The sequence below is a fragment of the Dactylosporangium vinaceum genome, assembly GCF_019904175.1.
In the GTDB taxonomy this organism is placed as follows: domain Bacteria; phylum Actinomycetota; class Actinomycetes; order Mycobacteriales; family Micromonosporaceae; genus Dactylosporangium; species Dactylosporangium vinaceum.
On record NZ_CP061913.1, the window covers coordinates 1,035,036 to 1,057,638 of the forward strand.

Annotated in this window: 19 protein-coding genes; 11 read left to right on the forward strand and 8 right to left on the reverse strand. The window is 73.1% G+C overall.

All coding sequences use genetic code 11. The features are described 5' to 3' along the window. Position 1: 1 nt before the first annotated feature. Together Dvina_RS04780 and Dvina_RS04785 are read right to left on the reverse strand one after the other, a co-directional pair. Positions 2 to 1,627, reverse strand: coding sequence for a phospho-sugar mutase (locus tag Dvina_RS04780; protein WP_223101143.1), 1,626 nt, complete (start codon positions 1,625 to 1,627; stop codon positions 2 to 4). A 19-nt stretch (positions 1,628 to 1,646) separates the two neighbouring features. After that, entirely contained in the window at positions 1,647 to 3,368 is a 1,722-nt protein-coding gene (locus Dvina_RS04785) for a serine/threonine-protein kinase (RefSeq protein ID WP_246656492.1), read from the reverse strand. Between the two features lie 921 nt (positions 3,369 to 4,289). On the opposite strand from Dvina_RS04785, the gene Dvina_RS04790 reads away from it, so the two are divergent. Continuing rightward, complete coding sequence (locus Dvina_RS04790) at positions 4,290 to 5,540, forward strand: amidohydrolase (protein ID WP_246656029.1); 1,251 nt, start codon at positions 4,290 to 4,292, stop codon at positions 5,538 to 5,540. A 2,197-nt stretch (positions 5,541 to 7,737) separates the two neighbouring features. Here Dvina_RS04790 and Dvina_RS55095 read toward each other — a convergent pair. After that, on the reverse strand, positions 7,738 to 8,820 hold the full coding sequence (locus tag Dvina_RS55095; protein WP_223101144.1) for a DUF4349 domain-containing protein: 1,083 nt from the start codon (positions 8,818 to 8,820) through the stop codon (positions 7,738 to 7,740). Between the two features lie 109 nt (positions 8,821 to 8,929). Here Dvina_RS55095 and Dvina_RS04800 point away from each other — a divergent pair, with 109 nt between their 5' ends. The 4 genes from Dvina_RS04800 to Dvina_RS04815 all read left to right on the forward strand — a co-directional run bounded on the left by Dvina_RS04800 (position 8,930) and on the right by Dvina_RS04815 (position 12,219). Next, positions 8,930 to 9,562: an MBL fold metallo-hydrolase gene (locus Dvina_RS04800; RefSeq protein ID WP_223101145.1), complete on the forward strand. Its 633-nt coding sequence runs from the start codon at positions 8,930 to 8,932 to the stop codon at positions 9,560 to 9,562. A 10-nt stretch (positions 9,563 to 9,572) separates the two neighbouring features. Then, positions 9,573 to 10,424, forward strand: coding sequence for a hypothetical protein (locus Dvina_RS04805; RefSeq protein ID WP_223101146.1), 852 nt, complete (start codon positions 9,573 to 9,575; stop codon positions 10,422 to 10,424). 104 nt (positions 10,425 to 10,528) lie between these two features. Continuing rightward, the gene (locus tag Dvina_RS04810; RefSeq protein ID WP_223101147.1) at positions 10,529 to 11,278 is read left to right on the forward strand and encodes an SCO6745 family protein; all 750 of its coding nucleotides are present in this window, start codon (positions 10,529 to 10,531) and stop codon (positions 11,276 to 11,278) included. Further along, positions 11,278 to 12,219 (forward strand): GNAT family N-acetyltransferase, encoded by a 942-nt coding sequence (locus Dvina_RS04815; RefSeq protein ID WP_223101148.1) that lies wholly within the window; start codon positions 11,278 to 11,280, stop codon positions 12,217 to 12,219. Before Dvina_RS04810 ends, Dvina_RS04815 begins: the two co-directional genes overlap by 1 nt. Here the strand turns inward: Dvina_RS04815 and Dvina_RS04820 are convergent. Beyond that, positions 12,216 to 12,671 (reverse strand): gamma-glutamylcyclotransferase family protein, encoded by a 456-nt coding sequence (locus tag Dvina_RS04820; RefSeq protein WP_223101149.1) that lies wholly within the window; start codon positions 12,669 to 12,671, stop codon positions 12,216 to 12,218. The genes Dvina_RS04815 and Dvina_RS04820 overlap by 4 nt on opposite strands. 163 nt (positions 12,672 to 12,834) lie before the next feature. Here Dvina_RS04820 and Dvina_RS04825 point away from each other — a divergent pair, with 163 nt between their 5' ends. Then, positions 12,835 to 14,238, forward strand: coding sequence for an NAD(P)H-quinone dehydrogenase (locus Dvina_RS04825; protein ID WP_223101150.1), 1,404 nt, complete (start codon positions 12,835 to 12,837; stop codon positions 14,236 to 14,238). Between the two features lie 77 nt (positions 14,239 to 14,315). Here the strand turns inward: Dvina_RS04825 and Dvina_RS04830 are convergent, their stop codons facing one another. Both Dvina_RS04830 and Dvina_RS04835 read right to left on the reverse strand, forming a co-directional pair. Beyond that, the gene (locus tag Dvina_RS04830) at positions 14,316 to 14,831 is read right to left on the reverse strand and encodes a 2'-5' RNA ligase family protein (RefSeq protein WP_223101151.1); all 516 of its coding nucleotides are present in this window, start codon (positions 14,829 to 14,831) and stop codon (positions 14,316 to 14,318) included. Then, positions 14,831 to 15,643: an Fpg/Nei family DNA glycosylase gene (locus Dvina_RS04835; RefSeq protein WP_223101152.1), complete on the reverse strand. Its 813-nt coding sequence runs from the start codon at positions 15,641 to 15,643 to the stop codon at positions 14,831 to 14,833. The genes Dvina_RS04830 and Dvina_RS04835 overlap by 1 nt, the downstream gene beginning before the upstream one ends. A gap of 199 nt (positions 15,644 to 15,842) precedes the next feature. Between Dvina_RS04835 and thrS the strand changes: the two genes are divergently transcribed. The 5 genes from thrS (at position 15,843) to Dvina_RS04860 (ending at position 19,881) form a co-directional block, all read left to right on the forward strand. Next, complete coding sequence (gene thrS, locus Dvina_RS04840) at positions 15,843 to 17,078, forward strand: threonine--tRNA ligase (RefSeq protein WP_223101153.1); 1,236 nt, start codon at positions 15,843 to 15,845, stop codon at positions 17,076 to 17,078. Further along, entirely contained in the window at positions 17,075 to 17,830 is a 756-nt protein-coding gene (locus Dvina_RS04845; protein WP_246656031.1) for a DUF3152 domain-containing protein, read from the forward strand. Before thrS ends, Dvina_RS04845 begins: the two co-directional genes overlap by 4 nt. Positions 17,831 to 17,867: 37 nt before the next feature. Next, positions 17,868 to 18,395: a SigE family RNA polymerase sigma factor gene (locus tag Dvina_RS04850; RefSeq protein ID WP_343217145.1), complete on the forward strand. Its 528-nt coding sequence runs from the start codon at positions 17,868 to 17,870 to the stop codon at positions 18,393 to 18,395. Further along, positions 18,392 to 19,480 (forward strand): serine/threonine-protein kinase, encoded by a 1,089-nt coding sequence (locus Dvina_RS04855; protein WP_223101154.1) that lies wholly within the window; start codon positions 18,392 to 18,394, stop codon positions 19,478 to 19,480. Before Dvina_RS04850 ends, Dvina_RS04855 begins: the two co-directional genes overlap by 4 nt. Before the next feature lie 62 nt (positions 19,481 to 19,542). Continuing rightward, positions 19,543 to 19,881, forward strand: a complete 339-nt coding sequence (locus Dvina_RS04860) for a YbjQ family protein (protein WP_223101155.1) — start codon at positions 19,543 to 19,545, stop codon at positions 19,879 to 19,881. A 935-nt stretch (positions 19,882 to 20,816) separates the two neighbouring features. Here the strand turns inward: Dvina_RS04860 and Dvina_RS04865 are convergent. Both Dvina_RS04865 and Dvina_RS04870 read right to left on the reverse strand, forming a co-directional pair. After that, positions 20,817 to 21,614 (reverse strand): ABC transporter permease, encoded by a 798-nt coding sequence (locus tag Dvina_RS04865; RefSeq protein ID WP_246656032.1) that lies wholly within the window; start codon positions 21,612 to 21,614, stop codon positions 20,817 to 20,819. Between the two features lie 3 nt (positions 21,615 to 21,617). Continuing rightward, complete coding sequence (locus Dvina_RS04870) at positions 21,618 to 22,571, reverse strand: ATP-binding cassette domain-containing protein (protein WP_223101156.1); 954 nt, start codon at positions 22,569 to 22,571, stop codon at positions 21,618 to 21,620. Positions 22,572 to 22,603: the final 32 nt, after the last annotated feature.

Here is a 22,603-nt window from a genome sequence, read left to right on the forward strand (position 1 = left end):
GCTACCGGCCGAGCGCGGCCGCCGTCTCCGTGCGCAGGGCGGCGAGGGAGGCGGCGGCCCGCTCCCGGGCCTGCGGGATGTCGGCGCCGTCCGCGACCGGCTCGACGACCTCGAGGTACGCCTTCAGCTTCGGCTCCGTGCCCGACGGCCGGACCACCACCCGGGTGGTGCCGGCCCGCAGGATGAGCACGTCGGCGTCCGGCTGCAGGTCCTCGACCGAGCCGACCGCGACGCCGAGCAGCTCGGCCGGCGGCCGGGCCCGGATCGTGGCCATCATCGCCGCGATGTCGCCCAGGTCGGCGACGCGGACCGAGAGCTGGTCGGTGGCGTGCAACCCGTAGCGCAGGGCGAGCTCGTCGAGCCGGTCGCCGAGCGTGCGCCCCTCGGCCTTGAGCCCGGCGGCCAGCTCGCAGACCAGCAGCGCGGCGGTGATGCCGTCCTTGTCGCGGACGGTCTGCGGCGCGACGCAGTACCCGAGGGCCTCCTCGTAGCCGTACACCAGGTCGTCGCCGGCCCGCACGATCCACTTGAAGCCGGTGAGCGTCTCGCCGTAGGGCTGGTCGCGGTCGGCGCACAGCCGCGACAGCAGGGTCGAGGAGACGATCGTGGTGGCGTAGCGGCCCTGCACGCCGCGGCGCATGAGGTGGTCGGCCAGCAGCACGCCGACCTCGTCGCCGCGCAGCTGCCGCCACCCGGCGCCCGGCTCCCCGCCGGTGCGGTAGGCGACGGCGCACCGGTCGGCGTCGGGGTCGTTGGCGATCGCGATGTCGGCGCCCTCCCGCGCGGCCAGGGCCAGCAGCAGGTCGGTGGCGCCGGGCTCCTCCGGGTTGGGGAAGGCCACTGTCGGGAAGTCGGGGTCGGGCTCGGCCTGCTCGGCGACGACGAACGGGGCCGGGTAGCCGGCCGCGAGCAGCGTCGTCACGAAGACCCGGCGGCCGACACCGTGCATCGGCGTGTAGGCCACGGCCAGGTCGCGGGGGCCGTCCCGGTCGACCACGCCGAGCGCGGCGGTGACGTAGTCGGCGGCGATCTGCTCGTCGAGGACCTCACCGGGCGGGCCGAGCGGCACGTCGGCGAGCGGCCCGACGGCGCGGATCGCGGCCTCGATCTCGGCGTCGGCCGGGGGGACGAGCTGGGCACCGTCGGCCAGGTACACCTTGTAGCCGTTGTCCTGCGGCGGGTTGTGGCTGGCGGTGACCATCACCCCGGCCGCGGCGCCGTGGCGGCGGACGGCGAAGGCGAGCACCGGTGTCGGCAGCGGGTGGGGCATGAGCAGCGCCCGGCGCCCGGCGCCGGTGGCGACCCGGGCCGTCTCCACCGCGAACGCGTGCGAGCCGTGGCGGGCGTCGTAGCCGATGACCAGCGGCCGGTCATCGGGCGCCGCGCTCTGGGCGGCGAGCCAGTGGACCAGGCCGGCCGCGGCCCCGCGGACCACCGCGAGATTCATCCCGTTCGGCCCCGCGCGCAGGGGGCCGCGCAGCCCGGCGGTACCGAAGCGGAGGGGTCCGGAAAAACGGTCCTCGAGCTCGGCTTCGTCTTCGATCACGGACCGGAGCTCGGCCTGGCTGGCGGGGTCGGGGTCGTCCGCGAGCCAGGCCTCGGCCGCAGTGCGAAGGGGCGAGGTCATCTGCCCTTCATAACATGGATCATCCGCCGGTTGGCGGCGTGAGCTTGAAGCTGCGGACCATCTCATCGAAGATCGCCTTGCTCTCGGCGAACTTCGCGTCGGGGACCGTCACGAAGAAGTGGTACGCCTTGCCGTTGACCACTACCGCGTCCCACAGCGCGTGCCGCAGGTGCTCGCCGGAGCCGCAGGTGTACTCCAGGATGGCCGAGGTCTGCCCGTCGAGCTTGCCCTCCTGCAGGTCGACCCGTGCATACGGCGGCTCGCAGCTGGCTGCCGTCGTCTTCAGCCGGTTTTCGGCCGACTCCAGGAACGCCTTGGGAGCCGCCGACGCCTTCTCGATGTTGACCCGGATGCGGCGGTTGGCGTCGGCTGGGTCGGTGAGGTCGAAGTAGGGCGCGGCCGCCGCCCCCTGCTGCTTCTTCGTCCAGCCCTTGGGCACGTTGACAGTGATGCCGCCCGGGTGCGTGAACGACTCGACCTCGAACTTCGGGGCCGCCGGTGCGCTGGAGCCCTTCGCGCTGGGCGTCTGGCCCTTGCCTTCGTCGCCGCCCGAGAACAGGCCGGCGGCGGCGCCGATGCCGAGGAACAGCACGAGCACCACGGCCGCCGCGACCGCCGCCTTGACCCAGCTCGGAGCCGCCTTGGCCCGGTCGACGAGGCTGCCGCCGGCGGCACCGTGGCTGCGGTAGGCGCCCGGCGGGGTGGCGGTCGTCGGGCCCTGCGCCCAGTCGTCCTGGGCGTATTCGGGCCCGTAGGCGTTGTAGGTGTCGGCGCCCGTGCGCTCCAGCTCGACCTCGTGCGGGCCGGGCTGGGCGGGGGCGCCGGTCTGCATGCGCCGCATCGCGCCGCTGACGGTCTCGCCGGGGGCGATCATGGCCCGGCCGCCGATCTGGCCGGTCGGCTGCGGCGGGTGGACCACCGGCGGCTGGTGGGCCGGGCGGACCACCGCGTAGGGGTCGGTCATGTGCGCCGGCGCGTTGCTGGCCAGCGGCCCCGCGAGCAGGTCGCGCAGCACGGCCCGGCCGGTCTCGACGTTCCACCGGCGGGCCGGGTCCTTCTCCAGCAGCCCGTAGAGCACCCCGGCCAGCGGCCCGGCGCGCATGGACTGCGCGGGCGGCTCCTCGACGACGGCCCGCATGGTCTCGAACGGGTCGCGCTTGTCGAACGGCGGGCGCCCCTCGACGGCCGTGTACAGCGTCACGCCGAGCGAGAACAGGTCGCTGGGCGGGCCGAACTTGGCCCCGATGGCCCGCTCCGGGGAGATGAAGTGCGGGGAGCCCAGCACCATGCCGGGCGTGGTGAGCTCGCTGTCGGTGGGCATCCGGGCCACGCCGAAGTCGGTGAGCACGCACCGCCCGTCGCCGCAGATGAGCACGTTTGCCGGCTTGACGTCGCGGTGCAGCACCCCGGCGGCGTGGGCCACCTCGAGCGCGCCGAGCAGCGCGATGCCGATCTTGGCGACGGCCCGGGCGGCGAGCGGACCGTCCTCGACGATCATCTCGGCCAGGCTGCGGGCCTGGAGCAGCTCCATGACGATCCACGGGCGGCCGGCCTCGGTCACGACGTCGTACACCTGCACGACCGACGGATGCGACAGCGCGGCGGCGGCCCGGGCCTCGCGCAGGGTCCGCTGATACATCGAGTCGCGGTCGCTGGGGGCCAGGCCGGGCGGGAGGATCACCTCCTTGACCGCCACGTCACGGCGCAGCAGCGTGTCGCTGGCGCGCCAGACCGTCCCCATGCCGCCGTGGCCGATGGCGGTCCGCAGCGCGTACCGCCCGCCGATCACGACGCCGGGGGCAGCGCGCTGCCCGGGGACCGGGGGAGCGGTCGACCCGGGTTCACGAGGTTCGCGAACTGATCCGTTGGAGGGGGAGTCGGAGCCGCGCGCAGGTTCGCGCCCGGCTCCGGCCGAGGCCAGAGCACCGGTGGGTGGCAGGGGCTCGCCATGCCACGTCGGAAGCTGAGTCACAGGCAGTTAACCGTCATGGGAGGGGGAAGGTTGACTTCTCGCCCCACTATCTTGCGTGCTCTTGGCGTTCGAAGAAAGGTGGGGTCCGGTCCTTCACCGTACCGTGACCCGGGGACAACCGACCGTGTTGATCATGTCGCACTGCGGACCCGCCCGGACGAACCGAGGATTGAATTCGTTCATCCAGGGAACCTGAACGTACGGATGAGGCGTCTAGCAGGTGACGGAAACCATTCGGGAACATCGGCGACTCGAATTTCCTGGATTCTTCGACACGCGGGCCGATAGTCGGACGGTAGCCGGACCGTAGTCGGACGCATGGTGCGTCGCCCAGCTCCTGGTTCATGCCACCCTGCGACGTCTTCCATCACTGTGCGTTGAACTTCGGCGACGCTGCTCGCACCGCCGGTGTGAAAAGTTATCGCGACACCACGTGACCGTGGCGCCGGTCACGCGTTGTAGGGAGTGAGGGAGGCGCCTGCGGTTTTGCGCCTTTATCAGGGGTTAAGTGACGCTCAGCTATATCAACATCACGAGAATGATGTTGCGCTCCGTCACCTTGACCCGGTTAGTCTGTCCATGGCACGCATGGGGCGGGCCGCTCCATTAGACCGAAATAGAGAACTCACCGTGACGAGAGCGCTGACGTTGACCGAAACCGCCGCCGCGCCGGCGCGTCCGGTCGGCAAGTTGACTTCGTCGAGGGCCGAGCGTCTGTCCGAAGGCTGGCCCGAGACACCGCCGGGAGCTGACCCGCTGCCCGGACAGCTCGACCGCTGGCTCGCGTCCCGCGGGGCCGAGCTGGTAGCGATCCGTCGTCACATCCACGCCCACCCGGAGCTGTCCGGCCACGAGTTCGAGACGGCCGCGCTCATCGCCCGGGAGCTCACCCGGGCCGGGCTCGCGCCCCGCATGCTGCCCAAGGGCAACGGCCTGATGTGCGACATCGGCCGGGGCGACCGCGTGATCGCGCTGCGGGCCGACCTCGACGCGCTGCCGCTGCCCGACACCAAGGACGTGCCCTACCGCTCGACCGTCGACAACGTGTGCCACGCGTGTGGCCACGACGTGCACACGACGATCCTGCTCGGTGTCGGCCTCGCGCTGGCCCAGCTGGCCGAGCGCGGCGAGCTGCCCGGGCGGGTGCGGCTGCTGTTCCAGCCGGCCGAGGAGACCATGCCGGGCGGCGCGCCCGAGGTCATCGCGGCCGGCGCCATGGAGGACGTCGCGGCGATCTTCGCCCTGCACTGCGCGCCCCAGCTGCCCGTCGGCCTGGTCGGCGTGCGCTCCGGGCCGTTCACCGCGGCGGCCGACAAGATCGAGGTCCGGCTCACCGGCCGCGGCGGGCACACCGCCCGCCCGCACCTGACCGCCGACCTGGTCCACGCGCTCGGCCGGATCCTGGTCGACGTGCCGTCGCTGCTCGACCGCAAGCTCGACGCGCGGGCCGGGGTCTCGATGGTGTGGGGCGCGGTGCGGGCCGGCGAGGCGGCAAACGCCATCCCGATCGAGGGCATGGCCCGCGGCACGATCCGCGTGCTCAGCCGCGAGGCGTGGCAGGAGGTGCCGGAGCTGGTGACGAAGCTCGTCCACGACGTCATCGCGCCGACCGGGGCCGACGTCGAGGTCACCTACACCCGCGGCGTCCCGCCGGTGGTCAACGACCGCATCGCCACCGCGATCATCGCCGGGGCCGCCGCGGCCGCCCTGGGCCCGGACAGCGTGACCGAGGCCGAGATCAGCATGGGCGGCGAGGACTTCGCCTTCTACCTGGAGAACACGCCCGGCTCGATGATCCGGCTCGGCACCGGCGTCCCGGGTGCGGACACGAAGTTCGACATCCACCAGTCGGCGTTCGACATCGACGAGCGGGCGATCGGCTACGGCGTGCGGATCATGGTCCACACCGCGCTGGCCGCGCTGGGCGCCGGAGCGTTCTAGACACTTTCAGACAGCGAAGATCGTCCACGTCTGGTAAACCGAATCGTGGTCACCGAGCTTCGCGTGCACGGCGTCACCGGCTCTCCCGCCGAGGACGTGCTGGACCGGCCGCTGCTGCGCCGCGTCGCCGGAGACGGCGACGCGGGCTTCTTCCGCCCGCGGGCCGAATACGGAGCCGTCACCGGGCCCGGCGGGGCGACGCTCGAGGCGTACCGCTGGGGCAACCTCACGGCCGGCGCCGCGGCCCGCGCGCTGTGGCTGCTGTTGCTGCCGTTCATGTTCGCCAACGTGGCGCTGTGGCTGCGCCCGGCCACCCGGCCGGGGCCGCGGGCGGTGATCCGGGCCCTGGTGCGCATCTATGCGCTGAGCATGACCGCGTCGTTCGTGCTGTCGTTCACGGAGGTCGCCGTCGACCTCGTCGGCTGGCAGTGTGCGGCCCTGCCCCGCTGCCTCGAAGGGCGCGGCTACCTGTCGCTGCTCGCGACCGGGTTCTTCGCCACCACCAGCCGGCGGATGGCGCTCGGCGCGCTCGGCCCGATCGCCGCGATCGCGGTCCTGTGGTTCCTGGGGCGGCGGACGTGGACGCGCTACGAGGCGTTCCCGGCCCAGACCGAGGGCGACGGCGACGGGCTGGCCCACCCCTGCTTCTGGAACGGCAAGCCGCTCGTCGGGCGGCTGCGCTCGCTGCACATCGCGTTCGCGTTCGCGACGCTTGATGCGGTACTCGTGGCGAATCTGGCTCTGCACGACCGGCACTGGCCCGGCTATGCGCTCGCCGGGTTCACCGCGCTCGTGCTGGTGCTGTGCGTCGTGGCAGTGTCGCTGCCGTCCGTCATGGACCGGGACCGGCCCGCGCCGTGGGCGCTGCCGTTCACCCGGGCGCTCAGCCGGAGCACGGTGGGCCTCACCGTGCTCGTCCTCGGCTACGCGCTGCTGCCGCGCGGCGAATACGTCGCCCGGGACCGGCTGCCGCAGCTCGGCGGCGCCATCACCGTGCTGTTCGCGGTCCAGGTCCTGCTCATGCTGATCCTCGGGGCCGTCGTGCTGGCCAGCCGCCCGCGCGGCACGTTCCTGCAGGGCCTGACCGGTCCGCTCGTCGCCAGCGCCGGCCTGGGCGTGGCTGTGGCGTTCGCGGCGGGCCTGGCCTACCGCGTGGCCGACTTCCTCGACCGCCGCTCCACCCCGTCGACGGCCGACTACGCCGTCCGGCACACGCTGCAGCCCCCGGCCGCCTACGAGTGGGCGGCCGCCGGGTTCGTGCTGCTGCTGGTGCTCACCGTCGCCGTCGCGCTGCTCGGCGGCCTGCCGCTGGTGCGCCGGCTGCGGCGATACTCCCGGGTCGTCACCGACGCCGACTTCCGCGGCGGCCGGCGGCGCGACCCGCAGCGGGCCCGGCACATCGACCACGCCGTCGCCGACGCGCTCGTCACCGACCACATCGGACGGATGCTGGTCTGGGTGTTCATCCCCGCCGCGCTGGCCGCCGTGGTCGCGACCGGGTTCGCGCTCGCCGGCCGCCGCCCGATCGCCCTGGCGCCGTCGGGGTCGACGACGGCCGAGGCGCTCTCGTTCGCGGTCAACCTGGGCACCTACCTGATCGGGTTCGCCGCGTTCGCGCTCGTCCTGATCGGCGTGCTGGCGTACCGGTACCAGCGCTTCCGCCGGATCGTCGGCGTCCTGTGGGACCTGGGCACCTTCTGGCCCCGGGCCGCGCACCCGCTCGCGCCGCCCTGCTACGCCGAGCGGGTCGTGCCCGAGCTGGCCCGGCGGGCGTCCTGGCTCGCCGCCGAGCAGGGCGGCGTCATCCTCTCCGGGCACAGCCAGGGCACCGTGCTCGCGGCGGCCACGGTGCTGCAGATGCCGCCGGAGGCGCAGGCCCGCACCGCGCTGCTGACCTACGGCTCGCCGCTGCGCCGGCTGTACGCCCGGTTCTTCCCGGCCTACATGAGCGACGCGGTGCTGGAGCAGGTGGGTGCGGTGCTGACCCGGCCCGCAGCGGAGCCGGGCCGGCACACCCCCCGTTGGGTCAACCTCTGGCGGGACACCGACCCCATCGGCGGCCCCGTGCAGTCGGCGACGGCCGTCGACAGGCGCCTCGTCGACCCGCCCGGGTTCGCCATCCCGCCCGGGGACACGGTGTACCCCAAGGTCGACGGCCACTCCGGCTACCAGCTGCGGCCGGAGTTCGGTGCGGTGGTCAGCTCGCTGATGAACGCCCTTCGCCGTCCTCAGCCTTCGTCGCCGCCGGCTGAGCCGCTGCCGGTCGCGCCGGCGCCGGACCGGCCTGTGGCGCCGGCCGGGCCTGCGGGGCCGGACCGGCCTGTGGCGACGGCTGGGCCGGTACCAGCGCCGGCGCCGGAACGGGTGCCACCGCCTGAGTAGGTGCCTGCAGCCGGGCCCGGCGCCGCCGGTTCAGCCAGATCAGCAGCGCGATCGGCAGGCCCAGGAAGACCAGCCACGGCAGCAGCCAGCCGAGGATCGTCAGCGCGACCCGCAGCGAGGCGACGAACGCGTCCCAGCCGTTGCGCAGCCCGACCAGGATTCCGGTGTCCTCTTTGGACACCGCCGGCGCGTCCGGGCCGTGCAGCATCAGCGTGATCGTGGACAGCGCGGTCAGCCCGTCCAGCTTGCGCTTGCGGGCCTGCAGCGACTCGAGGTCGGACTCCCGCCGCGACAGCTCCGACTCCAGCGACGTGATCTCGCCGATGGTCTGGGCCTTCGCCAGCAGCGCCCGGATCCGGTCGACGCTGGCCTGGGCCGTGGTGATCCGTGACTCCACGTCGACGACCTGGTCGGTGACGTCCTGCGCGGACAGCTGCCGGCTTTCCTCGTCGCCGATGCCCTTGAGCTGGTCAAGGGTCGCCTGGAACTTCGCCGCCGGCACCCGCAGGATGAGCGTGGCCGTCGAGCGCTCGCCGTTGATCTGCCGGTTGTCGCCGCCGACGAACCCGCCGGCCCCGGTGGCGAACGCGACGGCCTGGGCCGCGGCCGCGTTGACGTCCTTCACGGTGATGGTCATCGTGCCGGAGTAGATGATGGCCCGGTTCGCGGCGTCGAGGTTGTCGGGGATCTTCTGCTCGGTGCCGCTCTGGTCCTTGGCGCCGTCGCCCGGCGCGAGGGCCGGCCCGGCACCGCCGTTCGCCGGGGCCGCCGCCTCGGGTGCGGCTCTGTTGCTGCTCGCGCTCGGCGAGTCGCTGCTGTCCGCGCCGCACCCGCTCAGCACGAGCAGCACGGCGGTGGCGGCGGCCGCGAGGTACGCGGTGGTGCGCCGGACTGACATGACGCCTCCTGGGTAGGGTCCGTTTGGGGGAACGCACAGTCGGACGTGCGCTGCCGCCGGGCCGTTCCACCGGGCTGTGTCACGTTTCCGCCACGAGGAGGTCTGCTGAATGCGCATCACGAAGTACACCCACGCCTGCCTTCGCCTGGAGCACGACGGCGGGGTCCTGGTGATCGACCCCGGGGTCTTCAGCGAGGCGGAGGCCCTGGAGGGCGCGGACGCCGTGCTCATCACCCACGAGCACCCCGACCACGTCGACCTCGACAAGCTGCGGGCCGCCGCGGCCCACCAGCCGACGCTGACGATCCACACCCACCCGGACGTCGAGGCCCAGCTGACCGACCTGGACGCCGACGTGTTCGCGGTCAACCCCGGCGACACGTTCGTGGCGGCCGGCATGACGGTCCGGGCTCACGGCGGGCAGCACGCGGTGATCCACCCCGACATCCCGCGGATCGTGAACATCGCGTTCGCGATCGACGGGCCCGGCGGCCCGATCTACCACCCGGGCGACTCGTTCCACGTGCCGGACGAGGCGATCGCCACGCTGTTCGCCCCGGTCTCGGCCCCCTGGCTGAAACTTTCCGAGGCCGTCGACTTCGTGCGCGCGGTCCGCCCGGAGCGCGCCTTCGCCCTGCACGACAGCCTGTGGGTGGAGGCGGGCCAGCAGATCGTCACCGGCCACATGACGCGCCTGTCGGGGACGCGGTACGCCCGCCTGGAGCCGGGTACCGCAATCTAGGATTCACCCTATGCCCGATGCCCTGGGAGCGGCGGCGGCCCGGCTGTACTCGGCCCCGCCGGAGGACTTCATCGCCCTGCGGGCCGAGGAGGTCGCCAAGGCCCGGGCGGCCCGGGACACGGCCCTGGCCGCCGCGATCGGCAAGCTGCGCAAGCCGACGGTCGCGGCCTGGCTGGTCAACCGCCTGGCCCACGAGCGGCCCGAGCTGATCGGCGAGCTCATGACGCTCGCCGACGAGCTGCGCACCGCCCAGCGCGAGCTGCGCGGCGCCGACCTGCGCGAGCTGTCGGTCCGGCGCCGGGCCACGGTCAGCGCCCTGGCCCGCGAGGCGATCCGGCTGGCCGGGGCCGGGCGGGCGGCGACGACGAACCTGCCGGCCGCCGAGGTCGAGGCCACGCTCGCGGCCGCGCTGGCCGACGAGGAGGTCGCCGCGCTGGTGCGCACGGGGCGGCTGACGAAGGCCCTGGAGTACACCGGCTTCGGCGAGACCCCGCGCCCCAATCTCCGCCTGGTCCAGGGCACCGGCCCGGCCACCGCCGACGAGGCCGACGACGAGGACGAGCACAGCGCGCCCGCCCGGGTTTCGAAAGTGACACCCATCCGCTCGGCCCCGGACGAGACCGAGCGGGAGCGGCGGGCGGCGGCGCGACGGGCCGAGGAGGAGCGCAAGCGGGCCGAGGAGGAGCACTCCCGGCTGGTCCGCCAGGCGCGCAAGGAGCTCATGACCGCGCTGCAGCAGGTCGCCGACGCCGAGAGCGCCAAGGTCGAGGCCGAGCGGGCCGTCGCCGCGGCCGACAAGGCGATCAGGCTGGCCGAGAAGCGGGTCAAGATCGCCCAGGACGCGCTGGCCGACCTGGGCTGACGCGCCGGCCGGCCCGCGCTGAACGGCTCGTCCCGTCGCGCGCATGGTTAGTCCTCGAACGAGTGCCTTCACCGTGATCCATCCGGGAGGGCAGAATGACCCGGGTGACTCCCGAGCAGGCGGCCGCCGCGGCGAAGCAGGCGGTGCTGGTCCTGGGCGGCGCATTCAGCGACGACCCGAAGACCATGCGCCGGGCCCGTCAGATCGGCCTGACCGGCTGGGCCTTCTACGTCGCCGGGCGCGGCGGCGCGCTCGGCGACGTCCGGGCCGACACCGTGGCCGCGGCGCTGGGGTTCATCGCCCCCGAGGCCGTGCAGGACGGCTGGGACGCGGCCCGCAAGGTCGCCCCGCCCGAGCAGATCGCCGCCGACAACCTCGACGAGTGCTGCCGCTGGGGCCGCGAGCACCTGGAGAGCTTCTACGCCCTGCCCAAGCTCGTCGAGCTGGCCGAGCGCGTGGTCGTCGCGGCCGAGACGGCCGGCATGCCGCTCTTCGCCGCCTGGCGGGCCATGCCGCTGCCCGACGACTCACCCGGCGCCCGCGCCGCCGTGCTGGCCCACCTGCTGCGCGAGCACCGCGGCGCGGCCCACCTCCTCGCCATCCGGGCCAGCGGCCTGACACCGCTCGAGGCGATCATCTCCGGCCCCGACGGCGAGGCCGAGGCGACCGCGTTCGGCTGGCAGCCCCCGTTCCCGCCGTTCGAGCCGCTGGTCCGCCGCCGCAGCTGGGCCGAGGCCCTCACCGACCGCATCGCCGGCGAGGCGTTCAAGTCCCTCTCCCCGGCCGAGCGCACCGAGCTCGTCAACCTCCTGGACGCGGCGGTGCAGTCGGTGAAGGAGGTGCTTCCCGGCTGATGGACGTGCGCGAGTGCACACTGCGCGACGTGGCCACCGTCCTGGCCGTCGTCACCGCGGCCGACATCGCGGCGATCGGCGAGCCGGAGTGGACCGAGGAGGAGATCGTCGCGACCCTCACGGCCCCGAACAACGAGGCCTGGCTCGCATTCGATGCGGGGGGTACCGCGCTCGCCTGGGCCTACCTCGACAACCCGGAGCGCGCGGCCCGCGACAACGTCGAGGTCTACGCCGTGCCCGAGGCCGGCCGGACGGCGTTCGGACCACTGCTCGACCTGGCGCTGGAGCGGGTGGCCGAACGGGCCCGGGCGGCCGGGCACGCCGAGGTCACCCTGCGGGCCGGGGCCGTGGCGACGGAGACGGAGTACATCGCGGCCCTGACCGAGCGTGGCTTCGCCTTCCGCCGCCGCCACGCCCGCATGACCCGCCCGCTGAGCCCGGACCCGGCGATGCCCCCGGTCCCGGTGACGCCCTCGGACCCGCCGCAGCCCGTGATCCGGGTCGTTCGCCCGGAGGAGCTGGAGACGTTCCACCGGGTGCTGCAGACGGCGTTCGCCGACACCACCGACTTCGTGCCGATCGGGTATGCGGACTGGCTGGAGTCGGTGCGGGCGCTGCCGTCGATCGCCTGGGACGAGTGGCTGGTCGCCGAGGTCGGCGGGGAGGTGGCCGGGGTGCTCGAGTCCTCGCAGCGGGGCGTCGAGCGGGGCGAGGGCTGGGTGCGCAACCTGGCCGTGCTGCGCGAGCACCGTGGCCGGGGGATCGGGGGCGCCCTGCTGCGGGCGGCGTTCGCGATCTATGCGGCGAAGGGGCGTACGACGGCCGGGCTGGGTGTCGACCTCACCAACCCGACCGGGGCGTATCACCTCTACACATCGGTCGGCATGACCGTGGCCTTCGCGGCCGATGTGTACGAAAGGGCGGTACCGGCGAGGGGTTAGGGCGCCGCGGTCTTCGTCGGGCGGCTCTTGAGGTCTTCGAGGTAGTCGCCCGGCGCGCCGGCCTTGGTGGCGGCGTTGACGATCTCGGCCAGGTACCACGCGGTGGGCAGGCCGCCCTCGTAGCCGCTGAAGACGTAGACCCAGGCGGTCTCCTCGCCGTCGAGGGTGGCCACGCGCAGATGGAGCTTGCGGTAGGTGCCGGCCAGCGCGCCCTCGACCTCGTCGAGCTGCTTCTCGTCGTTCGGGTGCACGTCGTACAGCGCGACGAAGACCCGGTCGCCGGGGGACTCGACGATCGTGGTGACGGAGCCCTCCCAGCCGAGGACGTCCTCACCGGCGAAGGTGAGCCGCCAGCCCTCGAGCCAGCCGGTCCCGATCATCGGCGAATACGGACAGTAGGCCCGCATGCGGGCAGGGTCCAGGTTCGAGCCATACGCGGCGTAATGACGCACGGCGATGACGATAAACCCGACCGGGTACGCGAGAGAATACTGCCGAGCGTGTCGGATTCGGATCCACTCGTCGGCGCGGCATGGGCCGAGTGGGTGGGGCGCCGCGCCGCGGTTGCCCCGACGAGGGAGAATGGGGCCATCAGAGCCGAGGAAGGTGGCTGGCGTGGGCCGGATCGTGATCATCGGAGGTGGCCCGGCGGGCTACGAGGCGGCCCTGGTCGCGGCGCAGCTCGATGCCCAGGTGACAGTGGTCGAGGCCGAAGGCGCCGGTGGCGCCTGCGTGCTGCACGACTGCGTGCCCAGTAAGACGTTCATCGCGAGCTCGTCGGTGGTCACCGCGCACCTCGACACCGAGGAGTTCGGGGTGATCGGGCCCGCCGGTCCCGACGTGCGGGTGGACGGGCCCGCGGTGCACCGAAGGGTCAAAAGGCTCGCGCATGCCCAATCCGGCGACATCCACGCCAAACTGGTCAAGGCCGGTGTGGAGTTCGTCACGGGTACTGCGCGCCTCGGCGACGACACGCTCGGTCACACTCACGCCATCCAGGTGACGCCGGCCGACGGTGACGCTCCGTATGTGATTGCCGCCTCCACGGTACTGCTCGCCACCGGTGCCACTCCGCGGATCTTGAACACCGCCGTGCCCGATGGTGAGCGCATCCTGGACTGGCGTCAGGTCTATGACCTGCCCGAACTCCCCGAGAAGCTGATCGTGGTGGGCTCCGGCGTGACGGGCGCGGAATTCGCGTCGGCCTACCTCGCGATGGGCGTCGATGTGACGCTCGTCTCCAGCCGTGACCGCGTCATGCCGCACGAGGACCCCGACGCCGCGATGGCGATCGAGCGCGTCTTCCGCACCCGCGGCATGACGATCCTCAACAACTCCCGGGCCGCCGCCGCCCGCCGCACGGCCGACGGGGTCGAGGTGGAGCTGGCCGACGGCCGGGTCGTCACCGGCTCACACGTGCTGATGTGCGTCGGCTCGGTGCCGCAGACGGGGACGCTGGGCCTGCCGGAGTACGGGGTCGAGGTCGCGAAGGGCGGCTACGTCACCGTGGACCGGGTCTCGCGCACGAACGTCCCCGGCATCTACGCGGCCGGCGACTGCACCGGCCTGCTGCCCCTGGCCAGCGTCGCCGCCATGCAGGGCCGGATCGCGATGTGGCACGCCCTGGGCGAGGCGGTCGCCCCGCTCAAGCTGCGTACCGTCGCCGCGAACGTCTTCACCGACCCGGAGCTGGCATCGGTCGGCATCACCCAGTCCGACATCGACAGCGGCCGGGTCCCGGCCCGCGCGGTGATGCTGCCCCTGGCCGGCAACGCCCGCGCCAAGATGGACGGCCTGGACGACGGCTTCGTGAAGATCTTCTGCCGCCCCGCCTCCGGCCTGGTGGTCGGCGGCGTCGTGGTGGCTCCGAAGGCGAGCGAGCTCATCATGCCCATCGCGATGGCGGTGGAGAACCATCTGAGCGTCGACCAGCTGGCCCACACCATCACGATCTACCCGTCGATCTCCGGCTCGATCGCCGAGGCCGCCCGCCAGCTCATGCAGCACGACGAGGACTAGCGCCGGCCCGGTGGCCCCGATCCCCGCCGGCCCGGCGGGGTGAAAGTTCCACGCGTTGGGCGCAGCGCGTCGGCCCGTCAGGGCATCTCGCGGAAGATGTCGCGGGCGTAGTCGGCGACGGCCGCCCGGGTGACGGTGGCCTCGATGGGCAGCGACTCCAGGCAGCGCCGCAGGGCCTCGGTGAGCAGGGGCCGCGGCACCCGCATCGAGACCGTCGAGTGCGGGACCCACTCGCCCGGCGAGTACAGCGGCAGCGACGCCATCCCCGCCGCGGCCAGCAGCCCGTGGATGCGCGCCTGGTGCTCGATCAGCGCCGGCGTGGGAGCCGGGCCGAGGAACACCACGCGCCCGACGAAGACCCCCGCGAACTGGAAGTTGAGCCGCAGCGGCTCCGCGACCCGGGTGCCGGCCAGCGCCGCCGCCACCGCCTCCGGGTCGAGCCGGCGGGCGACGGCCAGCGCCACGTGCGGGCGGTGGCGGCCGTCGTGCGGGGTGCGCAGCGACTGCACGCCGAGCTCCTCCAGCTGGTCCCACAGCACGCGGATGCGGCGGGACGCGCGCTCGTCGAGGTACATCTCGACCGACGCGACCATCAGCGGGCCCGTTGGCAGCGCGGGCACCAGTAGGCGTTGCGGGCGTTGAGGACAGCGGTGCGCACCTCGGTGCCGCAGACGAGGCACGGCTGGCCGGTGCGCCGGTACACGTACACCTCGCCCCCGTGCCGGTCGACCCTCGGCGCGCGGGCCATCGCCTCCGGCGTGTGTGCACTGTGGACGGTGTCGATCCGGCCCTCGGCGACGCCGGCCCGCATCAGCACCTGCAGGTCGGTCCAGATGGTCTGCCACTTGCGGCGGGTCAGCTTCGTGCCCGGCGTGGTCGGGGCGAGCCCGGCCCGGAACAGCGACTCGGTCACGTAGATGAGCCCGGCCCCGGCCACGATCGACTGGTCCATCAGCAGCGCCATGAGCGGCCGGGTGGAGCCGTGGATGCGGGCGTAGGCGGGCGAGCCGTCGCCGGCGTCGCCGAGCGGGTCCACGCCGAGCCGGTCGTGCAGCGCCGAGACCTGCGCCGGGTCGAGCAGCTCGCAGGCGGTCGGGCCGCGCAGGTCCAGCCAGTGCTCGCCGTTGGACAGGCGCATCCGCACCTCGCCGACCGGGGGTGGTGGGGCGCCGTCGCCGTCGGTGAACTTGCCGTACAGGCCGAGGTGGACGTGCACCGTCCCCCCACCCTCATAGTGGTGAAACAGGTGCTTCCCGTGCGCCGACGTGTCCACCATCACACGACCGTCGACCGCACCGGCGTCTGCGGCGAACCGGCCCTGCGGGCTGGCGACGGCGACCGGGCGGCCCGCGAACAGCTTGCGGTGCCGCTCGGCGAGGCGGTGGATCGTATGACCTTCAGGCACCGGCCATTTATACCCGGCCCGTTTCCGCGCCCGCGCGCTACGATTGCCGCTATGAGTCGCAGCGCCCAGTCCACGACGACGCCGGGGATCCCTCGGCGGCGCTGATCGACGTTCAGCAACCAAGCCCCGGGGCGATGCGCTCCGGGGCTTTCGCATGCTCCGGCTCGGCGTCGCTCCACAACGGACAGGGAGCAATGCCATGCAGGACCACCGCAAGCTCGGCCGCGAGCTCGAGCTCTTCCACTCCGACCCGATCATCGGCGCCGGGCTGCCGCTGTGGCTGCCCAAGGGCGCCGCGGCCCGCCGCGCCGTCGAGGACTATCTGCTCGGCCTGGAGCGGCGGCACGGCTATCAGCACGTGTACTCCCCGCCCCTGGCGAAGGAGGAGATGTACCGGCGCTCGGGCCACCTCCCGCACTACGCGGACGACATGTTCCCGCCGATGGCGCTGAGCGAGTCGGACCGCCTCGTGCTGCGGCCGAGCCTGTGCCCGCACCACGCCGCCGTGTTCGCCGCCCGCGGCCGCTCCTACCGCGAGCTGCCGCTGCGCATCGGCGAGATCGGCGGGCAGTACCGGGCCGAGCGCTCCGGTGTCCTCGGCGGCCTGTCCCGGGTCCGCGCGATATCCCTCAACGACGGGCACGTCTTCTGCGCCGAGGACCAGGTCGAGGCCGAGGTCGTCGCCGCGCTGGAGGTCATGCGGGAGGCGCACGCGGCGCTCGGCTTCGAGCCGTCGGCGTGGCGGCTGTCGCTGCGCGGCGACGGGCCGAAGTACGTCGACGACCCCGGCCTGTGGGAGCGCGGGACCGCGGTGCTGCGCCAGGCCCTGGAGGCGGTCGGCCTGAAGCGGGACGTCGACTACGTCGACGGGCCGGGCGAGGCCGCCTTCTACGGGCCGAAGATCGACATCCAGCTGCTCGACAGCGCCGGCCGGGAGAGCACCCTGGCCACCGTGCAGGTCGACTACTACATGCCGGCCCGGTTCGACCTGTCCTATGTGGACGCCGGTGGCGCGCGGAAGCGGCCGGTCATGGTGCACCGCAGCGCGGCCGGCAGCATGGAGCGGCTCTTCGCGCACCTGATCGAGGTGCACGACGGTGCCTTTCCGGCCTGGTACGCGCCGGTCCAGCTGGAGGTGCTGCCCATCGGCGACGCCGACGTGCGCGACTTCGTGCAGCGCGCCCGCGCGCTCGACCTGCGGGTGGAGGAGGCTCACGCCGGGAGCCTGTCCGCCCGCATCCGCGACGCCTCCGCGCGGCGGGTGCCGTTCGTGGCGGTCATCGGGGCCAGCGAGGCGGCGGCCGGCACCGTCTCGCTGCGCTCGCGCGGAGGCGTGGTGGACGTGCTCCCGGTCGCCGGCGCGCTGGCCCGGCTGGAATCGCAGTGCGCCGTGCCTAAACGGATCACCGGTGCAACTCCGTCAATCACCATGTGAACGTCCTTCGCATCGCCGGTGCGGGGCTCGCGGTCCTCGCGCTCGCCGCCTGCTCCGCACCGGCCACCGAGTCCGCGCCCCTGGAAGCCAGCCCCGCACCGCCTCCCGCGGTCGAGAAGACCAGCCGGGGACCGGTGAACGTGGCGATACCCGAGATCGGCTACCCCAAGGAGGGCGGCGGGCAGTACGAGATCGCGGCGGCCGGCGGCCCGGTCATCGGTACCGCGGGACAGCTGCTGACGTACCGCATCGCCCTCGAACGCGACATCACGGGACTCTCCGCGGCCGGGTTCGCCGAGGCGGTCGAGGCGGTGTTCGCCGATCCGCGCAGCTGGCCCGGCACCGGCAAGTGGCGGCTGCGCCGCGCCGGCAGCGGCGAGCGCTTCGACTTCACGATCTACCTCGCCACGCCGGCGACCCGGGACAAGCTGTGCGTGAGCTCCTACGACAGGTACACCAGCTGCCGCAATGGCAACAGCGTCGTCATCAACGTCGCGCGCTGGGTGCACGGCGTGCCGGACTACGGTGCCGACCTCGTCACCTACCGGCAGTACGTGGTCAACCACGAGACCGGGCACCGGCTCTTCCACGGCCACGAGCTGTGCCCCGGCCCCGGCCGGCCGGCGCCCGTCATGGAGCAGCAGACGCTCGGCCTGCACGGCTGCGTCGCCAACGCCTGGCCGATCGTGGACGGCCGGGAGTACTCGGGGCCTTCCGGGCAGTACAACGACCCCGCTCGCAGCGACCCGTAAACGCGGCGGGCCACAGCCCACGTCTACCCCGGTGGAGGTGTCTGTGCAGGTCGAGTTCACCGAGTTCGTGACCGGGCGGTCGCATGCCCTGCTGCGCTTCGCCTACCTGCTGACGGGGGACCGGCATCTGGCCGAGGACCTGGTGCAGGAGGCGCTCGTGCGCGCGCACCGCCGCTGGACCGGCATCGTGGGGGAGGAGGGCCCCGAGCCTTACGTGCGAAAAACCATGCTGCGGGTGTACCTCTCGTGGCGGCGCCGCCGCTCATTCGCCGAGCGGCCCGTCGCGGAGATGCCCGAGCACTCGACGGCCGACGCGGCGGGGCGCATCGCCGAGGCCGATGCGATGTGGGGCCTGCTGCGAACGCTCAACCGGGCCCCGCGGGCCGTCGTCGTCCTGCGCTACTACGAGGATCTGCCGGACGCGGAGATCGCCCGTCTGCTCGGGTGCGCCGAGTCCACCGTTCGAGTGCACGCGTTTCACGCCCTGAAGAAGCTTCGGGCCGTCATCCAGGAAGTCCACGGGACCGACAGGGCGGCCGTACCCGCGCCGGGAGGCCGACGATGAACGACGAAGAGGTCGAGGACCGCCTTCGCGACGCCCTGCGCCAGTTCGCGGGCGACGCCCCGCCGGGCGCGACGATGCTGACGAGCGTGACCACCGAGTCGGCCCGGCGCGGCCGCCGGTCCCGGCTCACCACGTTCGCCTCGGGCGCGGCGGCGCTCGTCGCGATCGGGGCGGCCCTGCCGTTCGCGCTGCGCGGCGGCCCCGGCCCGGCGCTCGAGGGCGGCCCCCAGCTCCCGGCGGCCGCGCCCACCGCGTCCTGGTCCAGCCCGGCGGTGCGGCGCTCGGCCACGCCCTGGGCGTCGGCGGCCGCACCCGCACTTGTGCCGTCCACGGTGCCGGGGGCGGTCCTCTTCCCGTTCAGCGCGCCGACCGGCGACGGTTTCGGCGAGCCGATGGTGACGCTGACCGGCGGCCGGCCGACGGTGGTGCAGACCCTGCCGGGCGGTGAGCCGGTGACGATGACCCTCTACGACCGGGACCCGGGCCGCCCGACCGCGACGGCCGAGGGCCGCCCGGCCCGGGTGAACGGCCAGGCGGCGACCGCCTACGTGTGGAGCGGCGCGGACCCGGCCGGCTCGGACGGCGAGAAGCACCAGTCCCTGGTCTGGCACCCGGCCGGGCAGTCCTGGCTGCGCATCGACGCCGACCAGGGCGTCGACCCGACGCTGCTGACGAAGTACGCCGACGCGATAGTTCCGGGCGGCCTCAAGGGCGAGGCGCCGTTCACGTTCAAGCTGATGCCGTCCGGCTGGACCGTCGACAACATCGGCCCGGCGGCGGTGACGTTCGCGCCGCCCGGGGTGCAGCCGGACGCGGGGTACGTCAACAAGATCACGGTGATGCTCGACGAGGCGCCCGGGCTGGAGCCGAAGCTGGCCGGCCCGCAGACCGTCGAGATCCGCGACGGCGAGGTCACGGCCTGGCTCACGACGGCCGACGACGGGCAGTTCCTCCAGGTCCCGGTGGCCGGTGGCCGCTCGCTGCTGGTGCAGATCGGCCCGAAGGCGGCGCTGCCCCAGGAACTGCTGCTGCGCTTCGCCGAGGGGATCGGGGTGACCGCCGCCGCCCGGGTGAGCCATGGCTGAGAAGACGGATGATTTGCCCGGTTCGCCCCGAAACAGGTAGGCAACTGCCTACCATCGATCTTGTGCTGGTAGTAACGACCGAAGGCTTACCGGGTTACGAGATCACGGCCGTGCTCGGCGAGGTGCTGGGCGTGGTCGCCACGTCCCGCAACCCGTTCGCGGCCGGACTACGCTCGACGGAGGGCGGCCCGGGCCAGGACATGTCGCAGTTCCTGGTCCAGACCCGCTCCCGGGCCGTCGGCCAGATGGTCGCCGCCGCCGAGACCCGCGGCGCCAACGCCATCGTCGGCATGCGCTTCGACCACCGCGACGTGACGAACACCTGGGTCGAGCTGTGCGCCTACGGAACAGCCGTGGTAGCCATCCCACTACACGCCCGCACCGGCGCCCACGCCGCCTGACCAACACCGCCCGCCCCCGCCGTCGCCCACGCCGCCTGACCAACGCCGCCCGCCCCCGCCGTCGCCCACGCCGCCTGACCAACGCCGCCCGCCCCCGCCGTCGCCCACGCCGCCTGACCCGCGCTGCTCCATCGCCCGCGCCACCCTGAGCCGCGCCGCCGCTCGCGCTGCCTGACCGGGTCCGTTCGCGCCGCCGTCCTCAGCCGCCGCCGTCCGCGCTGTGCGAGTCGCGTCACCCGGGCCGCCGCCCTGGGCCGCCGCCGCTCGCGCTGTGTGAGCCGCGCCGCCGATGCCGCTGATGCCCGCGCGGTGTGAGCCGCGTCGGCCGCGCTGCTGCCCGGGCCGCCGATGCCCGCGCTGCGTGAGTCGCACCGTCGCCCGCGGTGCCTGAGATGCGCCGCCGCCTGCGCTGCCTGGCTGGATCCGGCAGCGCCGCCGCCTTGAACCCGGCCGGCCGCGCGTCGCCGCCCGCGCTATGCGAGTCGCCTGGGGCGGCCGTCGCTTGCGCTCTGTTAGCCGCGACGCCGACGCCGCGTGGGCCGCCGCCGTCCGCGCTGTGTGAGTCGCGTCGGCCTCGCCGCTGCCCGGGCCGCGGTACCGGCCCGCGCTGTGTGTGCCGCGTTCCCGCCCGCACCGCCGCCTATGCCGCCGGAGCCGCTGACGCCCGCGCTGTGTGAGGGCGCGCTGACGCTGCTGCGTGAGCTGGGTCCCCGGCCGCTGCGTTTGCGTGTGAGCCGCTCGCGTCCCCGCCCGTGCTGCTTTTGTTGCGCGAACCGTGCCGGCGTCCGCGCAGGTTGGGGTCGCCCCGATAAGTCGGGCGCTGGCGCGCCGCGACTTATCGGACTTATCCCCCGACCAGGTATAAATGTGATATGTCCGGATCGCGAAGCGTCCGGACATATCGTGCCAACAAGCTCACGGCGTGGTGGTGAGGGCTACCGCACGCCCTTGGCGAAGGCCCGTGCCGCCCAGGTCACCGTGACCAGGGTGAGGGCGCCGATCACGACGGCGGCCTGCCAGACCGAGTCGGCGCCGGGGTTGCCGTCGAAGAGGGCGCGTACGCCGTCGACGGCCCAGGAGAACGGGTTCCAGTCGGCGACCGTCTTGAGCCACTTCGGGGCGAACGTCAGCGGCAGCAGGATGCCGGCTGTGAGCAGCAGTGGCTGGGTGATCGTGTTGAGCAGCGGGGCGAGGGCGTCCTCGCTGCGCAGCTTCAGTGAGATGGCGTAGGAGAACGCCGAGAGCATCAGCGAGATCACCGCCATCAGCCCGAACGCGGCCAGCACGTCGAGGGCGTTGGCGCGCAGGCCGAACGCGACGGCAATGAGCACGATCAGCAGGCCCTGGAACAGCAGCGACACCACGTCGCGCAGGGAGCGGCCGACGAGCAGCGCGAACCGGCTGACCGGCGTGACCCGGCTGCGCTCGATGACGCCGGCCCGCAGTTCGGCGATGAGCCCGAACCCGGTGAACAGTGAGCCGAACATCGCCAGCAGGACCAGAAGCCCCGGGACGAAGAGTTTGTACGCCTCGGCGTTCGTCTGCACCCCGAGGGCGGGCTTGAGCAGCGGGGCGAAGAGCAGCAGGTAGAACAGGGGCTGGATGATCCCGACGATCAACCAGACCGGGTTGCGCAGCATGAGCTGCATCTGGCGCTGGAAGACCAGCCAGGTGTCGCGCAGGAACTTCAATGGCAACGACCTGGTCTGCGCAGCGGTGCCGGTGGGCTCCATTCGTCAGCTCTCCCTCAGGGAACGGCCGGTCTTGGTGAGGAACACGTCGTCGAGGCTCGGGCGGTGCAGCTCCATCTCGCCGAGCGTGACCCCGGCGTGGTCGAGCAGGCGCAGGATGTGGGGGATGGCGGTGGCGCCGTCGGTGACGTACAGGCGCAGCCGGCCCTCGACCCGGTCGATGTTGCGCACGTAGTCCTGGTGCTGCAGCAGGGCGGCCGCGGCATCGATGCTGCCGTTGACGCCGACGGTGACCACGTCGCCGGCGACCTCGCGCTTGAGGGCGTCCACAGTGCCCTCGGCGACGATCTCGCCGTTGTCCATGATCGCGATGCGGTCGCAGAGCGCGTCGGCCTCGTCGAGGTAGTGCGTGGTGATGAAGACCGTCATGCCCTCGTCGCGCAGGCGGCGCACCTCGTCCCACATGTGGGCGCGGCTCTGCGGGTCGAGCCCGGTGGTCGGCTCGTCCAGGAAGACGATCTTCGGCTCGTGGATGATGCCGAGCGCGATGTCGACGCGACGGCGCTGGCCGCCGGAGTAGGTCTTGGTCTTGCGGTCGGCGTAATCGCTCAGCTGGAACGCGTCGAGCGCCTTGGCGACCCGCCGGTGGGCGTCGGCCTTGTGGATGCCGTAGAAGCGGGCCTGCAGGACCAGCTCCTCGCGGGCGGTGCTCTCGTCCCAGGTGCTGCCGCCCTGGGCGACGTAGCCGATCCGGCGGCGCACCTCGCCCGGGTGCTTGAGCAGGTCCACCCCGGCGATGCTGGCCTCGCCCCCGTCGGGCGTGATCAACGTGGCCAGCATCCGCAGCGTCGTGGTCTTGCCCGCGCCGTTCGGCCCGAGAAATCCGAAGATCTCCCCGTCCTTGACGGAGAGGTCGACGCCTCGGACGGCCTCGACGACCTTCTTCTCGCGACCGGCGCGGGAGCGGAACGACTTCCGCAGACCCCTCGTCTCGATCATGTGGTCCCCCTGTCTGGTGTTCGCAGGGCGAC

What these genes read in the sequence shown, in the direction of transcription:
- Dvina_RS04870 (WP_223101156.1), bottom strand. Translation starts at nt 22,571, where the DNA reads ATGATCGAGACGAGGGGTCTGCGGAAGTCGTTCCGCTCCCGCGCCGGT.
- Dvina_RS04830 (WP_223101151.1), bottom strand. Translation starts at nt 14,831, where the DNA reads ATGGTCGCGTCGGTCGAGATGTACCTCGACGAGCGCGCGTCCCGCCGC.
- Dvina_RS04780 (WP_223101143.1), bottom strand. Translation starts at nt 1,627, where the DNA reads ATGACCTCGCCCCTTCGCACTGCGGCCGAGGCCTGGCTCGCGGACGAC.
- thrS (WP_223101153.1), top strand. Translation starts at nt 15,843, where the DNA reads ATGCAGGACCACCGCAAGCTCGGCCGCGAGCTCGAGCTCTTCCACTCC.
- Dvina_RS04785 (WP_246656492.1), bottom strand. Translation starts at nt 3,368, where the DNA reads ATGGGGACGGTCTGGCGCGCCAGCGACACGCTGCTGCGCCGTGACGTG.
- Dvina_RS04815 (WP_223101148.1), top strand. Translation starts at nt 11,278, where the DNA reads ATGGACGTGCGCGAGTGCACACTGCGCGACGTGGCCACCGTCCTGGCC.
- Dvina_RS04805 (WP_223101146.1), top strand. Translation starts at nt 9,573, where the DNA reads ATGCCCGATGCCCTGGGAGCGGCGGCGGCCCGGCTGTACTCGGCCCCG.
- Dvina_RS04855 (WP_223101154.1), top strand. Translation starts at nt 18,392, where the DNA reads ATGAACGACGAAGAGGTCGAGGACCGCCTTCGCGACGCCCTGCGCCAG.
- Dvina_RS04800 (WP_223101145.1), top strand. Translation starts at nt 8,930, where the DNA reads ATGCGCATCACGAAGTACACCCACGCCTGCCTTCGCCTGGAGCACGAC.
- Dvina_RS04865 (WP_246656032.1), bottom strand. Translation starts at nt 21,614, where the DNA reads ATGGAGCCCACCGGCACCGCTGCGCAGACCAGGTCGTTGCCATTGAAG.
- Dvina_RS55095 (WP_223101144.1), bottom strand. Translation starts at nt 8,820, where the DNA reads ATGTCAGTCCGGCGCACCACCGCGTACCTCGCGGCCGCCGCCACCGCC.